The organism is Sulfitobacter sp. HI0027 (genome assembly GCF_001634775.1).
Lineage (GTDB): Bacteria > Pseudomonadota > Alphaproteobacteria > Rhodobacterales > Rhodobacteraceae > Sulfitobacter.
Genome location: NZ_LWER01000011.1, coordinates 1 through 14,137, shown reverse-complemented (window position 1 = coordinate 14,137; position 14,137 = coordinate 1). Strand labels below are relative to the sequence as shown.

13 protein-coding genes, 1 tRNA gene and 1 pseudogene are annotated in these 14,137 nt (G+C 60.2%); 8 read left to right on the top strand and 7 right to left on the bottom strand.

Annotation, left to right across the window (positions count from 1 at the left end):
- Positions 1 to 43: 43 nt before the first annotated feature.
- Positions 44 to 433, bottom strand: coding sequence for a DoxX family protein (locus A3722_RS00730; RefSeq protein WP_067623206.1), 390 nt, complete (start codon positions 431 to 433; stop codon positions 44 to 46).
- Positions 434 to 707: 274 nt separating this feature from the next.
- On the opposite strand from A3722_RS00730, the gene A3722_RS00725 reads away from it, so the two are divergent.
- Positions 708 to 782: transfer RNA gene (locus A3722_RS00725), tRNA-Asn, on the top strand.
- Between the two features lie 366 nt (positions 783 to 1,148).
- Here A3722_RS00725 and A3722_RS00720 read toward each other — a convergent pair.
- Genes A3722_RS00720 through A3722_RS00700 form a run of 5 tightly spaced genes read right to left on the bottom strand, consistent with a single transcriptional unit; the run spans position 1,149 to position 6,483 of the window.
- A complete protein-coding gene (locus tag A3722_RS00720; RefSeq protein WP_067623209.1) occupies positions 1,149 to 2,660 on the bottom strand; it encodes an aldehyde dehydrogenase (NADP(+)) in 1,512 nt (503 codons plus the stop codon).
- Positions 2,657 to 3,664, bottom strand: a complete 1,008-nt coding sequence (locus A3722_RS00715; RefSeq protein WP_067623211.1) for a 4-hydroxythreonine-4-phosphate dehydrogenase PdxA — start codon at positions 3,662 to 3,664, stop codon at positions 2,657 to 2,659. The genes A3722_RS00720 and A3722_RS00715 overlap by 4 nt, the downstream gene beginning before the upstream one ends.
- A 2-nt stretch (positions 3,665 to 3,666) precedes the next feature.
- Positions 3,667 to 4,398 carry a GntR family transcriptional regulator gene (locus tag A3722_RS00710; protein WP_067623213.1) on the bottom strand — a complete coding sequence of 244 codons (732 nt, stop codon included), beginning with the start codon at positions 4,396 to 4,398 and terminating at the stop codon, positions 3,667 to 3,669.
- Position 4,399: 1 nt separating this feature from the next.
- Positions 4,400 to 5,311 carry a dihydrodipicolinate synthase family protein gene (locus tag A3722_RS00705; protein ID WP_067623215.1) on the bottom strand — a complete coding sequence of 304 codons (912 nt, stop codon included), beginning with the start codon at positions 5,309 to 5,311 and terminating at the stop codon, positions 4,400 to 4,402.
- The gene (locus A3722_RS00700) at positions 5,308 to 6,483 is read right to left on the bottom strand and encodes an L-rhamnonate dehydratase (protein ID WP_067623217.1); all 1,176 of its coding nucleotides are present in this window, start codon (positions 6,481 to 6,483) and stop codon (positions 5,308 to 5,310) included. Before A3722_RS00700 ends, A3722_RS00705 begins: the two co-directional genes overlap by 4 nt.
- A 244-nt stretch (positions 6,484 to 6,727) precedes the next feature.
- On the opposite strand from A3722_RS00700, the gene A3722_RS00695 reads away from it, so the two are divergent.
- The 7 genes and pseudogenes from A3722_RS00695 to A3722_RS00665 all read left to right on the top strand — a co-directional run bounded on the left by A3722_RS00695 (position 6,728) and on the right by A3722_RS00665 (position 13,918).
- Positions 6,728 to 7,708, top strand: a complete 981-nt coding sequence (locus tag A3722_RS00695) for a TRAP transporter substrate-binding protein (RefSeq protein WP_067623219.1) — start codon at positions 6,728 to 6,730, stop codon at positions 7,706 to 7,708.
- Between the two features lie 59 nt (positions 7,709 to 7,767).
- Entirely contained in the window at positions 7,768 to 8,325 is a 558-nt protein-coding gene (locus tag A3722_RS00690) for a TRAP transporter small permease (RefSeq protein WP_067623221.1), read from the top strand.
- Positions 8,322 to 9,602: pseudogene (locus A3722_RS00685) on the top strand (TRAP transporter large permease). The gene A3722_RS00690 and the pseudogene A3722_RS00685 overlap by 4 nt, the downstream one beginning before the upstream one ends.
- Before the next feature lie 395 nt (positions 9,603 to 9,997).
- Positions 9,998 to 11,059: an extracellular solute-binding protein gene (locus tag A3722_RS00680; RefSeq protein WP_067623224.1), complete on the top strand. Its 1,062-nt coding sequence runs from the start codon at positions 9,998 to 10,000 to the stop codon at positions 11,057 to 11,059.
- Positions 11,060 to 11,119: 60 nt separating this feature from the next.
- A complete protein-coding gene (locus tag A3722_RS00675) occupies positions 11,120 to 12,205 on the top strand; it encodes an ABC transporter ATP-binding protein (protein WP_067623226.1) in 1,086 nt (361 codons plus the stop codon).
- On the top strand, positions 12,205 to 13,062 hold the full coding sequence (locus A3722_RS00670; RefSeq protein WP_067623229.1) for an ABC transporter permease: 858 nt from the start codon (positions 12,205 to 12,207) through the stop codon (positions 13,060 to 13,062). Before A3722_RS00675 ends, A3722_RS00670 begins: the two co-directional genes overlap by 1 nt.
- A gap of 4 nt (positions 13,063 to 13,066) precedes the next feature.
- Positions 13,067 to 13,918, top strand: coding sequence for an ABC transporter permease (locus A3722_RS00665; RefSeq protein ID WP_067623233.1), 852 nt, complete (start codon positions 13,067 to 13,069; stop codon positions 13,916 to 13,918).
- Between the two features lie 37 nt (positions 13,919 to 13,955).
- Here A3722_RS00665 and A3722_RS00660 read toward each other — a convergent pair.
- The coding region (locus A3722_RS00660; RefSeq protein WP_201721929.1) for a poly-gamma-glutamate hydrolase family protein at positions 13,956 to 14,137 on the bottom strand (182 nt) is incomplete at its 5' end.

Here is a 14,137-nt window from a genome sequence, read left to right as displayed (position 1 = left end):
TGGCATGGCCCGGTATCGGGCCATGCCAGTTTAATCTAAACGCTCAGCCCTGAGCGCGTTTCGCGTCAACAGACCATGGCCCCGGACCGGCAGCCGCTAGGTAGAGGAAGCCAAAGCTGTAGAGCGCGGCCAGTTCACCGCCGTTCAGCATCGGGAAAAACCCCTGTGGCATATGTGCGATGAAATAGGCCACGGCCATCAGACCGCTCAGGATAAAGGCCGACAGCCGCGAGAGCAGGCCGATCACCAGCAAGACGCCGAAGATCAGCTCGATGACCCCGGCGATGCCACCTAAGGAGGCGATCGACACGCCGCTCATCTGGCTGGTCGGGAAGCCGAGAATTTTGCTCGTGCCATGTTGCAGGATCAACAGGCCCGACATGATGCGAAAAAGCGATAGTATCTGCGGCCGGTATGGGGAGAGGAAGGTCATGATTTTCCCTTTCAGGACTTTGGGTTGTGCTCACCGGGCCAGTATCAATCCCAGTCCGCGCGACCCGTCCACCCTCAAGCGCGGGGGTGGGGGATTTGTAACGTATCTGTGATTTAGGCGCGCCCGATACCGCGGTGACAGAGGCTAATTCCAAGCGGAGGCAAATAATCGAAAAAAAATCGCCACAATGGACCAATTGCACTTGCGCACCCCGGACTGCCCGCGTTAAAGAGCCGCTGTCCGAAGGCGTTGCCCGAAAGACAGACATAGGCATTCCGGCGTAGCTCAGCGGTAGAGCAGTTGACTGTTAATCAATTGGTCGTAGGTTCGATCCCTACCGCCGGAGCCAATTTTTCTACTCATGAAAGATTTACGAGCTAAGCCCCCTTTCGGGGGCTTTCGTCGTTTTGGGTTTGGGGCAACATTTGGGGCGGCCCGAATTTACTTGCGATCGACCCTTTGGAGTGCTCCCGCCCGGTGGTCAATCCAGCAACGCGTTGCGTCGGGTTGCCCGACCGCAAGCTGTCCTCCCGGATTCCTGCAAGGTATCATAAAGGGGTGTCGGTCAACCCAGCGATCAGATCGGCCAAGCGGTGTGAACCCGCTTGGCTCAGGAACCGCCCATGGCGCCAATGCCACCGAACCAGCAGCCAACGCCGCACGCCTCAAGAGTTCAAAAGCGATGTGGCCCGCCCGATCTGGGCGAGCCTCTTGATCAGAAACCTTCGGGCAAAAGGCCCGCTGGCAAGTTCTGATAGCACACTGGGCGCAGGAAACGCCGGATCGACAGGGTGCCGACCGAGGTTGCTCCGAAGTTGGTCGAGGCCGGGTAGGGCCCGCCGTGAACCATGCTGTCGGCCACTTCGACGCCGGTGGGGAAGCCGTTGACCAACAAGCGCCCGGCTTTGCGTTCGATGATTGGCATCAGACGCCGTGCAGTCTCAGTATCCGCGTCGTCCATTTGCAGCGTGATCGTAAGCTGGCCTTCCAGCCCCTTCGCGAGGCTCTCCATCTCTTCGACTGAACCGGTCCGAACGACGAGGCCAAGCGGGCCAAAGACCTCTTCCCCAAGCTCGTGATCCTGTAGATAGGCCGCGCTATCCGTTTCATAGAGGTTGGGCAGGGCGTTGCGGCCTTCGCTTTCGGTGGACAGGCGCGGCTGCACGGCACTGCGCCGATCAAACCGGGCCTTGCCGTCGCGGTACGCCTGCGCGATCCCGTCTGTCAGCATCACCTGCGCGGGTGCGTCTTGCAGGGCTGCGGTCGCTGCTTCGACAAAATTGTCGCCTTCCGCGCCTTTTGGCACAACTGCGATGCCGGGGTTGGTGCAGAACTGGCCCGCGCCCATCGTCAGCGACCCGGCCCAACCTTCGCCAAGAGCTTGGCCGCGCGCTTTACACGCCTCGGGCAGCACGAACATCGGATTGACCGAGCCGAGTTCGCCGAAAAATGGGATAGGCTCGGGCCGGGCGGCGCAAAGGTCAAACAATGCGCGGCCCCCGCCAAGCGAGCCGGTGAAGCCCACGGCTTTGATAAGCGGATGCTGCACCAGTGCTTGGCCGACCGTGCGGTTGCCGCCTTGGATCAGGGAAAAGACACCTTTTGGCATGTCGCATTTTTCAATCGCGGCATGCACGGCCTCGGCCACGATCTCGCCCGTGCCGGGGTGGGCGGAGTGCCCTTTTACGACGACGGGACATCCTGCGGCCAGCGCTGCGGCGGTGTCGCCCCCGGCGGTGGAAAAGGCCAACGGGAAGTTCGACGCGCCAAAGACGGCAACAGGGCCAATCGGGCGCTGGACCATGCGCAGCTCCGGGCGGGGCAGGGGCTGCCGGTCGGGCAGGGCTGGGTCGACCCGCGTATCAAGGTAGTCGCCCTTTAGAATATGATCGGCAAAAAGCCTCAGCTGCCCAGTGGTGCGCCCGCGTTCACCGTTCAGCCGCGCTTCGGGTAGGCCGGTTTCGCGCGTGCCGATATCGGTGATCGCCTCGGCGCGGGCTTCGATTTCGTCGGCGATGGTGTTGAGGAATGCGGCCCGCGCCTCGCGGGTGCTATAGCCGTAGGACCAGAACGCAGCCTCGGCCGCTTCGCAGGCCTGATCGACGAGCGCCGTTGTCCCGACGCTGAAATCATGCGCCGGACCGCTGGCGGGTTCGGAAGCAAAGGTCTGCTCTGCGCCGACCCATGTGCCGGCGATCAAATGTTTACCATGCGGGGTGAAGCTCATGCTGCTGTCTCCTTTTGCGAATTTCTGACCATCTTGCAGGCAATCTCGGAAGCGGCGCGGGTGGCACCGAGGTCGGCTGTGCCTTGGCCTGCGATGTCAAATGGCGTGCCATGCGCCGGGGTGGTGACGGGCACCGGCAGCCCGCCTTGCACGGTCACGCCGCGGTCAAACCCCAGCAGTTTAAGGGCGATCTGGCCTTGGTCGTGATACATCGTGACCACGGCGTCGATCTCGCCTTTCGTGACCTTGAGAAAGACGGTGTCTGAGGGCAGGGGGCCGGTGACAGCCATCTGCCCGCCTGCCATGCGACGCACCGCGGGTTCGATCACGTCGATTTCCTCTCGGCCAAAGTTGCCGCCGTCCCCGGCATGGGGGTTGAGCGCTGCAACGGCGATGCGGGGCCGCGCGTGACCGGCTTGCCGCAGGGTGCGGTCGATCAGGCGGGTGGCTTCTTGGATGCGGTCGGGGGTGATCGCGTCGGCCACGTCCCGCAGGGCGATATGGCTGGTGACCCGGCTGGTCCACATATCGTCGAGTGTGTTGAGTTCGGAAATATAGTTGGTCACGCCGAGCTTTTCGGCGATGTAATGCAACTCATCGGAATGCCCGATCCCGGCCATATGCATCGAGGCCTTGTTGAACGGGGCGAAGACAATCGCGTCGATCACCCCCTCCTGCACAAAGGCGAGCGCTTGGTCGAGGACCCGTAGCGTGGACCGGCCCGAGGCTTCGGTGCTTTGCCCAATGACGACATCCTCGGCCGCGATGGTTTCCATCTCATGCAGGGCGATTGGCGCATGCGCCGTCCAATCCTGTGTCGCCGCATCCACCGCCGTCATCGCGTGGTCGCACCCGGCTTGGCGCTGCCCCATCTCAAAGACATGACGGTCGCCGATCAGCAGGATTTGCGCCTGATCGCAGCATTCATCGGCCAGCAGCCGGGCGACAAGTTCCGGCCCGATGCCGCTGGGGTCACCGGGGATAACACCAATTCTTGGGGTCATGTTCACTCCGTTTCTGTATTGTGGTCCTTGGCTTTGCCGTCTTCTTGCAAAGCGTTTTTGGTATTGGTGACGGCCGAGACGAGGTGATGACGCAGCGCCTCGGATGTGGCTTTGGCGTCGCGCCGCGACAGGGCGTCGACGATGGCGCGGTGTTCGGCCAGGGTCTGGCCGCGGCCCGAGCGACGTTGCGAGGATTGAAACCGCGCCCGCCACAGCCGCGCATTAAACTTAAGATGCGTATCGATCAGCGGGGCATTGCGGCTTGCCTGCACGATCGCTTCGTGCATCTGCATATCGAGGCGAAAGGATTCCAGTGGGGAAAGCGTGCTGTCTCCTGCCTCAATCTGGCGCTGATACTCGGCCACTTGAGCGATCTCGGCATCGGTGATGCAGGCGCAGGCCAACTCCCCGGCCAAGGCTTCGAGCGCGCCCATAACTATCAGGTTTTGTTCGATCTCATCCAGCCGGGGGTTGGCCACTTGCGGGCGACGGGTGACCGAATATTCGATCAACCCGTCCTGTTCGAGAATGGTCAAAGCACGGGTCAGGGGGGTGCGGCTGATGCCCAAGGCAGCGGCCAGATCACGCTCCGAGATATGCGCCCCGGCGGGCAGTTTCTCTAGCAAAATCAACTCGCGCAGCTTGTCGGCGGTGACCTCTACCAATGTGGCGCGGGGCCGCGCGAGGGCAAGCTCGCCCGTGTCGAGGTCCGTGATGTCGGTCTTCTTGCTCATGTCATTTTCCCCAGCTCAGCACCACCGGCTCAAGCGGCCGGATCAAGCGGAGTAGGGACTCTCGTGTCTGAGGATGCAATGGGGCAATCGGGTGACGACAGAATTCCGACCGTATCACGCCGCCTTCGACCATCGCCGCCTTGGCAGACCGAAAGCCGCATTGACGGTTTTCATGGTTCACTGCGGGCAAGACGCGGGCATAGGCATCGGTCGCGGCCCGAAGATCGCCAGCCGCGAAATGGTCAATCACCGGCTTGATCTGGTCGGGTATCATGGCGCTGGTCATGGCGCCGGTGGCCCCGGCTTCGAGATCGGCGAGCAGCGTGATCGCCTCTTCGCCGTCGAAGGGGCCTTCGATGGCGTCGCCACCTGCCGCGATCAAGTCACGCAGCTTGGTTGCGGCCTGCGGGCATTCGATCTTGAACAGGCGCACCTCTTCGATCTCGCGCGCCATGCGCACCAGCAGGGGCACCGGGAGGTCGACCCCCGAAAGGGGCGCATCTTGCACCATGATCGGGATGCCGACTTCGCCCACCTGGGCAAACTGCTCAAAGCTCTGTTCCGCGGAGCCCTTCAGCAATGCGCCATGGTAAGGGGGCATCATCATGACCATCGCGGCGCCGTGGTCTTTCGCGTGCTGCGCACGGGCCACGGCGATTTGGGTGGCGTAATGGCTGATGGTGACGATGACGGGCAGGCGCCCCGCCATATGCTTAAGCGAGACCTTGGTCAAAAGGCGGCGTTCCTCATCGGTGATCAGGAACTGTTCAGAGAAGTTGGCGAGGATGCAGATGCCATCGCTGCCCTGATCAACCATACAGTCGATCACACGTTTCATGCCCTCATAGTCGACCGTGCCGTCATCGTTGAACGGGGTGGGGGCGACGGGCCAGATGCCGGAGTATTTGGTCATTCTGTGATCTCGAAATTGGAAAGATGTTTGTCGGAAATGGTGATGCCGAGGCCGGGTTTGTCGTCGTCCAGCTGCAAGAACCCGCCCTGCGCCTCCGGGTCGCCTTCGAAGATGTAGTAGAACAACTCATTACCGACCTCGACATCGAAGACCGGGAAGTATTCGGACATCGGACAGTTAATATTGGCCATGGTCAGGTGATAGTTATGCATCTGCCCGGCATGTGGGATGACCGGGATCTGCGCCGCCTCGGCGATGGCGTTGATCTTTTGCGCCGCCGTGATGCCGCCGACGCGGTTGGTGTCATATTGCAGCACACTGACCGCGCGGCGATTGATCAGTTCGGCGCAACCGATCACGCTGTATTCATGTTCGCCGCCCGAGATTGGGACGATCCCCATGGCGTTCAACTCGGCATAGCCTGCCACATCGTCGGCGATCACCGGCTCTTCGAGCCAGCGCGGCTCGTATTTCGCCAGTTTGGGCAGCATCCGCTTGGCGTAGTCGAGGTTCCAACCCATATAGCATTCGAGCATCAGGTCTTTGTCGTAGCCGATCACCTCGCGCAGCGCTTCGACCCTTTTGAGGTTCTCGCGCATGCCTGCCATGCCGTCCTTCGGGCCAAAGCCAAACCGCGTTTTAAAGCCGGTGTAGCCGTGCTGCATCGCCTCTTCCGCTTCGGCCTGCATGCTTTCGACAGACCCCGCGTAAAGCTTGGAATAGTAGACCGGGATTTTCTCTTTGGTGCGCCCGCCCAAGAGTTTGAACACGGGTTTGTCGACCAGTTTGCCCATCAGATCCCAGATCGCGATGTCGACGGCCGAGATCGCGGTCATCCCGATCCCCTTGCGGCCCCAAGCGTGGCTGCGGCGGTACATTTTCTCCCACAGATAGGCGTAGTCGAAGGGGTCTTCGCCGACGACCAGCGGGGCGAACCATTCGTCGATCGCCTGTTTCACCAGCGTCGGTGCCAAGGCTGCATTGCCGATGCCGATCGTGCCGTCTTCAGTCTCGATCTCGCAGGTCAGCCACTGGTGAAAACGAAAGCTCGCCATGGCATCGCCCTTAATCCAAAGGGCATCCGACGCATTGGTGCAGAAATTCCCCGAGGGGGGCACGGTCGGCCCTTTCCAGTTCCAGACACGGGTGCGGACGGATTTGATCTTAGTCATCAGGGCCTCTCTTTTTTCGCTGTTTCTCGTTCTGCCGGACACTTCCGAAGACGAATCATGTTGACATCACTCTTAGCATCATATTGGAACTTTGGAATGCCAAAATTATAGAGCGCCAAATTACGGAGGGGAAGAAATGAAAAATCAACGACTGCACAAGCTGCCGTGCGTTCGTGGCTCATTTCCCGATAGGCAAAGGTGCAATGGATGCGGCAGAACTTTCTTAACCAACGGAGGAGATACGATGAAAACCCTTACAAAGAGCCTGAGCGCCAGTCTGGCTGCGGCGACCTTTGCACTTGTGACACCCGTGGCCGCGGACACCTATGTGGTGGCCGTGGGTGCGGCGTCGAACAGCCTGCAGGGCAAAAGCGCCGCACGCTTTGCCGAACAACTGCAAGAGCAACTGGGCGACGCCCACACGGTGGAATTCTATGCCGATGCACAGCTCGGCAACGAAAAGGAACTGATGCAAAAGCTGCGTCTGGGCACCGTGGATTTCACGCTGATCTCTTCCATCATGGCCAACATTGCGCCCGAATTTGCGCTCTTTGACATGCCGTTTTTGGTACAGGATCGCGCGCACCTAAAAGCAATCGACGCCGAGATCGTGCAGCCCGATTTGGCCCCATTGGCGCGCAAAGCCGGGCTTGAAGTGCTTTCTACTTGGGAAAACGGTTTCCGCCAGATCACCAACAACGCCCGCCCGATCAACACCCCCAGCGATTTGGATGGGCTCAAAATCCGCACGCCCTCTTCTGAATGGCGGGTTTCGATGTTCAAAGAATGGGGCGCAAACCCGACGCCGATGTCTTTCTCTGAAGTGTTCGTCGCCCTTCAGACCGGCACAATGGACGGGCAGGAAAACCCGCTGACCAATATCGTCGGCGCGAATTTCCAAGAGGTGCAGGGCTACCTGAGCCTGACTGGCCACGTCTATTCACCTACCTATCTGACTACCGGGGCCGAAACCTGGTCGAAACTTCCCGATGAGGTCAAAACCGCCGCGACCGAAGTTGCTGCATCCGTTCAGGACTGGTCGCTGAACCAGGGCGAAACCGCCGACGGTGAATTGGTCGAAAAGGTCCGCGCAGCGGGGGTAGAGGTCAATGAGGCTGACAAGGCCGCCTTTATCGAAGCCTCCGCGCCGATCTACGCTGCCTTCTCCAGCCAAGTGCCGGGGGGCGAAGCGCTCGTCTCGCGCGCGCAAGAACTGGCCAAGTAAACGCAGCTTCGCCCCGGTTGGCATGGGCTGGCCGGGGCTACTTAGAACAGGAGACAGGCATGGTCGCTAAGATCGAGCGTTTACTTCTTTGGGCAATCGAAACGGCTTGCCTCGCGCTGTTGGTGACACTGGCGGGAGCGGTCGTTTATTCGACCACCATGCGTTACCTCGGTGCATCGCCCGCATGGTACGATGAGATTGCCAGCGTCCTGCTGGCTTGGCTCACCTATTTCGGCGCCGCCTATGCGGTGTTCATGCGCCAACACATGGGCTTTTCGGGCATCGTCATCGCCTTGCCGAAATCTGCGGCCATCGTGCTGACTTTGTTTTCCGAGCTGCTCGTCATCATTTATTTCTCCGTCACAGCTTATTACGGCAATGCCGTCCTGGCGGTGGCGAAATGGGATTCACTGCTGTCCTTGCGCTGGATGACTTTGGACATCGTGCAATCGGTGATCCCGATCGCTTCGGTCTTGATGATCATCGGCACCCTGTTGACCCTGCCGCGCGCCCTGCGCTTGGCCGCGCAAGGGATTGATCCCGAACATGCAGAAATCGACAAAGCCATTGCCGAGGCCGAAACCGCCACGCTCGACCTAAAGGACACCGCCAAATGATCCTCCTTTATACCACCATTGCCCTGATCACCCTGATCTTGATCAACGTGCCCATCGCCGTCGCGATCGGGGTGACCTCTATGGCGGGCTTTCTGCTGACTTCCGGGCCAGACGCCTTCTATGACATGGTGATCAAGCTCTATTCCGGCTCGACCTCTTTTCCGCTGATTGCCATTCCGTTGTTCATTCTGGCGGGCAATCTGATGAACACCTCCGGTATCTCTCTGCGGCTGATCAACTTTGTCGCCGCGCTGATCGGTTTTATTCGCGGCGGGCTTGGTATGGTAAACATCGGCGTCTCGATGGTCTTTGCCGAGATCTCTGGCTCGGCTGTGGCCGATGTGGCCGCAACCGGCACCGTCTTGATCCCCGAGATGAAGCGGCGCGGCTATTCGCGGACATTGGCGGCGGCGATTACGTCCTCTTCGGCATCGCTTGCCATCATCATCCCGCCCTCGATCCCCTAGATCCTCTACGGGGCCATTGCCGAAACCTCGGTGATCAAGCTTTTTGTCGCGGGGGTCGTGCCCGGCCTTTTGGGGGCCTTTCTGTTGATGACGGTGACCTATGTGCTGGCCGTCCGCTATGACTTGCCGCGTGCCGAGAGCTTTGATCTGGGCCATGTGGGCCGGACCTTCAAAGAGGCGTTCTGGGCTTTGACCATGCCGGTCATCATCCTTGGCGGTATTTTTTCTGGTCTTGTAACCGCCACCGAAGGGGCGGGGCTTGCGGTCTTGGCGGCCTTGGTGATCGGGCTGTTCATCTACCGTGATCTGGATGTCTCGCGGCTCCGCAAGACCATGCTCGAAGGCGTCAGCCAGACTGGCGTGGTGATGCTGCTGGTGTCCACCTCCGCCGCCTTGGGGTTGTTCCTGACCCAAGCGCAGGTGCCGCAAACCTTGGCGGCTCAGATCACCGAAGTCACCACGAACCCGCTGATCGTTCTGGCGCTGTTGAACCTGCTCTTGCTGGTCTTGGGGATGTTCCTGCATGGGGCCGCCGCGATCATCTTGGTCGTGCCGGTGGTGATGCCGCTGGTCAATGCGGTGGGGATTGATCCGATCCACTTCGGCATCATGGTAACGCTGAACCTTGCCATCGGTCAGCAGACCCCGCCTGTGGCATCGGTGCTTATCACCTCCTGCTCAATCGCCCGCGCGGGCATCTGGGAAACGTCGCGCACCAACTTGCCGTTCATTGCCGTGCTGGCGTTTGTCCTGCTCTTGGTGACCTATGTGCCCGAAGTCTCCCTCGCGCTGACGCACTACCTTGAATGAGCAAGATCAATGCATTCTCGGGTGGGTGATCCTGCCCGGGATTGCATGCGTTTTGCTGGGACTACGATGGTTTCGCCTCCCGGCGCGGCCATCATCTCTGCGGTGATTGCCTGAATATTTGAAAGGGTTTTGCCCAGATGCAGCACCCGGCTTCGACCCCAGCAAGGCTGTTTTGCAATCCGGCCGCTTTGGCGTTTGTGTGAACAAGGCTGCGGGCCCACGGCGCGCCTAGGGCCGCAGCAACCCAGCCAAAACAAACGGCATTTTCCGCCTCTGTCACAAATGTTTTGCATTGTCAGGCCACAAGGGGCCGCAATGCGTCGAAGTATAAATTGACCAAATGGTCTAACGCGCGCATTCTGCCGACAATTAGTACACTAGAAAGAGGATTTCCCATGACACGAACCATTCTGCTGGCCGGCACCATGCTGGCGGGGCTCGCCTCCGTGGCCCAAGCCGACACGCTGCGTCTTTTGACATGGGGCGGCTACGCACCTGTGGACGTGGTCGCGAAATTCGAAGAAGAGACCGGCCATACCGTCGAAGTCACGAAATCCAACAACGAAGAGATGATCGCCAAGCTGCGCGCCACGGGCGGCGGTGGTTTTGACCTCGCTCAGCCGTCGCAAGACCGCATCATGGGCCCGCAGATGGAATTTGGCATCTACAAACCGATTGATGTCTCCAAGCTGAACAAAGAGCTATTCATCACCTCCATGCTCGACTCGACCATGGCGAACACCACCGTGAACGGTGATGTCTACGGCGTGCCGCATGTCTGGGGCACCTCCGGTCTGGTGATGAACACCGCCGAAGCAGGTGAGACGGTCAAGGATTACACTGACCTCTGCGCGCCGGAAGTGGCGGGTAAGGTCTCCTACCGTCTGAAACGTCCGACGCTGATTGGTTTCGCCTTCGCCATGGGCGAAGACCCCTTTGCCGCCTATGGCGACGAAGCCAAATACGCCGAGATCATGGGCAAGGTCGAAGCCAAGCTGATCGAATGCAAAGCGAACGTCAAAACCTACTGGGGTGGCGGTGATGAGCTGATGAACCTGCTGCGCTCGGGCGAGGTGACCGCGTCGATGGCATGGGACACCGGCGGTTGGAAGCTGAACGACGACAACGCTGATCTGACCTTCGTGGCCCCGGCCTCGGGGGCTCTGGGCTGGATCGACACCTTCGTTCTGCCCGCCAAAGGGCAGGCCGATGATGTGGCCTATGAGTGGATCAACTTTGTCATGCAGCCCGAAGTCGCGGCGATGATTACCGCAGCGGCGGGCAACTTCACTGCTTCTGCAGGCGCGGATGAATTTGCCGAAGACAGCCTGAAAGCCAAGTATCAGGCCAGCTTCCCCCAAGAAGCCATCGACAACATCAAATGGTATCCGCCGGTGCCTGCCGGTCTGGAAACGATCGAAGGCGAAGTGCTGGACCGCGTCCAAGCTGCCAACTGATAACTGACCATCGGGCGGCACCCTCATCTCGGGGGTGTCGCTCCTTTATACGGAATTCACATGACCCCAGATCTGGAATGCGTCGACCTCGTTAAGCGGTTCGGCGATACCACCGCTGTTAACAACGTCTCCTTCACGGTGCCGCCCGGCAGTTTCTTCTCCATCCTCGGGCCTTCGGGCTGCGGCAAGACGACGATCATGCGGATGATCGCGGGGTTCCTCGACCCCACCTCCGGTGACATTCGAATCAAGGGCGGATCGGTGCTCGACACGCCGCCGAACAAGCGGCCCGTGAACATGGTGTTCCAGCATCTGGCGCTTTTCCCGATGATGACGATTGCCGAGAATATCGGCTACGGGTTGCGCCGCCGCGGCATGGCCAAGGGAGAGATCGCGCGTAAAGTCGATGAGGCGCTCGACCGGATCGGCCTGCCGGGGATCGGCGCGCGCAAGGTGGATGAGCTTTCGGGCGGTCAGAAACAACGGGTCGCCATCGCGCGCTGCATGGTGTTGGAGCCTGACGTGCTGCTGCTGGATGAGCCGCTGGGCGCACTGGATCTGAAACTGCGCGAACATATGAAGGTAGAGCTGAAGGCCCTGCAAGCTGCCTTTGACACGACATTCGTCTATATTACCCATGACCAATCCGAAGCGCTGGTGATGTCCGATCAGATCGCAGTGATGAGCAACGGCCAGTTCGAGCAGGTGGGCCGGGGGCAAGACCTCTATTACCGCCCCGAGACGCCCTTCGTCGCGGGTTTCATCGGGGAATCGAACCGCTGGAAGGGCCGGATCGAGCGGGTGGAGGGCGACGCCCTGCAACTGCGCACCGACAGTGGGCTCGCGATGCGGGCCACCGGCGCGGGCCTTGCCCAAGGCGCACGGGCCGAGATTTTCGTGCGACCTGAATCCATTCGTCTTGCCGCCAGCGCCGATGCGCTCGCAGGGTTCGATAATCAACTGACGGGCAGGGTGACCAGCCTGCTGTTCAACGGCGCGGCGTCGCGCGTGTTGGTGCAGGATGACGTGGGTGAAACGCTTGAAGTCACGCTGCCGCAATCGGGAGAATTCTCAAGCCTGCAACGCGGTGATGCGGTGCATATCGGCTGGGGTGCGGGGCAGGCGACCTGCTTTGGGGCCGCCTGATGCGCAGCCAATCCCGCATTACATTCTACCTGCTGCTGACGCCTTTGGTGCTGTGGCTGGGGCTTTTGATCATCATTCCGCATATCGACATGCTGCTGATTTCCCTGCGCGAGCGGATCAGCTTTGGCGTCTATGAAACCAGTCTGGCGCAATATGAAAAGGCGTTGACCGAACCACTTTACCTACGCACCTTTTGGCGCACGGCGGTGATGTCGGTGCTGGCAACCGCGCTGACGCTGCTGATCGCCTTTCCGGTGTCCTATTACATCGCCAAGATGGCCAAGGGGCGCTTGCAACAGGTGTTGTTCCTGCTCTGCCTGATCCCGTTCTATGTCTCTGAATTGGTGCGTACTTTCGGCTGGATGATCCTGCTGCGTGAGACCGGTCTCGTCTCGAACCTGTTGCAATGGGTGGGGCTGGCGGATCGCCCAGTTGAGATGCTCTATACAGATGCCACAATGATGGTGGGGCTGGTCTATACCTCCATGCTCTTCATGGTAGTGCCGCTTGTCACTACGCTGGAAAGCCTCGACGACAGTGTGATCGAGGCGGGCTATGATCTGGGCGGCAGCGGGCTTTCCGTCCTGCGTGAGATCATCATCCCCCACGCCATGCCCGGCATCGTGTCGGGCTGTATCGTGGTCTTCATGCTGAGCTTGGGCAACTATCTGACGCCGACGATGCTGGGCGGCAAGGACAGCCTGTGGTTCACCGAAATGATCTATAACCAGTTCATCGTGCGCTCCAATTGGGAGCTGGGCGCCGCCTTTGGCTTTATGCTTCTGGTGCTGTCTTCGGTGATCGTCTGGGGGATGCTCTGGCTCACGGGCCGGACCCTCAAGGAAACGATGGGGTGATCCAATGATCCCGACAATCCCGCAATCGCGCAGCTTTCGCATCCTCTATGGCGGCTATGTGGCGCTGTTCTTTCTCTATCTGGCCCTACCGCTGACCGTGGTGGCGGTCTTTGCCTTCAACGACAGCCAGTTCCCGTCTCTTCCGTGGGAGGGATTCACGTGGAATTGGTTCTTCGGCGAGGAGCGCCCGCAGATCGGCGTCTTTCATGAACGTGGCATCCTGCGGTCGGTGGTCACATCGGCATTCGTGGCGCTTTGCGTGGCGATCATGTCGGTCTGCGTTGGCACGACGAACGCCTTTTTGTTCAACCGCTATGAGTTTCGCGGCAAGGGGTTTCTCTATGTGTTGATGCTGCTGCCGCTGGTGATCCCCGGCATCGTGCTGGGCATCTCGGTGCTGGTATTCTCATCCACGCTGGCCAATGGCGTATGGGACATGGCGCAGATCGACATTCAGGCGCTGCGCCCCGGTCTGCTTTTGGTGATCCTGGGGCAGTTCAGCTTTATCACCACCATCGCCACGCTGGTGATCTCGGCCCGGTTGCAAAAGTTTGACCGCACGTTGGAAGAGGCGGCGCTGAACCTTGGGGCGGATCGTTTGACGGCGGTGCGCACGATCACGCTGCCGTTCCTTGCGCCTGCAATGGTCGGGGCGGTCGTGGTGGCGTTTCTCATGAGCTTTGAGAACTTCAACACGACGCTGATGCTGGTGGGCTCTGACGCGCCGCTGACCATTGCGATGTTCGATCGGTTGAAAGAGGGCTCGACCCCGCTGCTGAACGCCGTGTCGCTGTTGTTGATGCTGGGCTCGTCGCTTCTGGCGCTGATGGTGATCTTGTTTCAAAAACGAAGCTAAGACCTCGGCAGGCCCGTGCTGGGCCTGCCGCCTTTGGCTAAAGCGCCCCGCGCACCGCCAGACAAAACCTCTCTAACATATCCGCATCCTCGGCGAGGGCACGCCGCAGCGACCGAGGCAGTTCAAGCTGCACCCCCTCGCCAGAGCGGGTGCGGTTGCAGATGTTCGTCTCATGCACGCCGGGCAGGGTGGTGTTGGGTGCCGCGTCAAACCCCGCGT

Coding starts and splice junctions, on each gene's coding strand:
- A3722_RS00665 (WP_067623233.1), top strand. CDS start 13,067: ATGATCCCGACAATCCCGCAATCGCGCAGCTTTCGCATCCTCTATGGC.
- A3722_RS00710 (WP_067623213.1), bottom strand. CDS start 4,398: ATGAGCAAGAAGACCGACATCACGGACCTCGACACGGGCGAGCTTGCC.
- A3722_RS00715 (WP_067623211.1), bottom strand. CDS start 3,664: ATGACCCCAAGAATTGGTGTTATCCCCGGTGACCCCAGCGGCATCGGG.
- A3722_RS00705 (WP_067623215.1), bottom strand. CDS start 5,311: ATGACCAAATACTCCGGCATCTGGCCCGTCGCCCCCACCCCGTTCAAC.
- A3722_RS00670 (WP_067623229.1), top strand. CDS start 12,205: ATGCGCAGCCAATCCCGCATTACATTCTACCTGCTGCTGACGCCTTTG.
- A3722_RS00680 (WP_067623224.1), top strand. CDS start 9,998: ATGACACGAACCATTCTGCTGGCCGGCACCATGCTGGCGGGGCTCGCC.
- A3722_RS00700 (WP_067623217.1), bottom strand. CDS start 6,483: ATGACTAAGATCAAATCCGTCCGCACCCGTGTCTGGAACTGGAAAGGG.
- A3722_RS00695 (WP_067623219.1), top strand. CDS start 6,728: ATGAAAACCCTTACAAAGAGCCTGAGCGCCAGTCTGGCTGCGGCGACC.
- A3722_RS00720 (WP_067623209.1), bottom strand. CDS start 2,660: ATGAGCTTCACCCCGCATGGTAAACATTTGATCGCCGGCACATGGGTC.
- A3722_RS00690 (WP_067623221.1), top strand. CDS start 7,768: ATGGTCGCTAAGATCGAGCGTTTACTTCTTTGGGCAATCGAAACGGCT.
- A3722_RS00675 (WP_067623226.1), top strand. CDS start 11,120: ATGACCCCAGATCTGGAATGCGTCGACCTCGTTAAGCGGTTCGGCGAT.
- A3722_RS00730 (WP_067623206.1), bottom strand. CDS start 433: ATGACCTTCCTCTCCCCATACCGGCCGCAGATACTATCGCTTTTTCGC.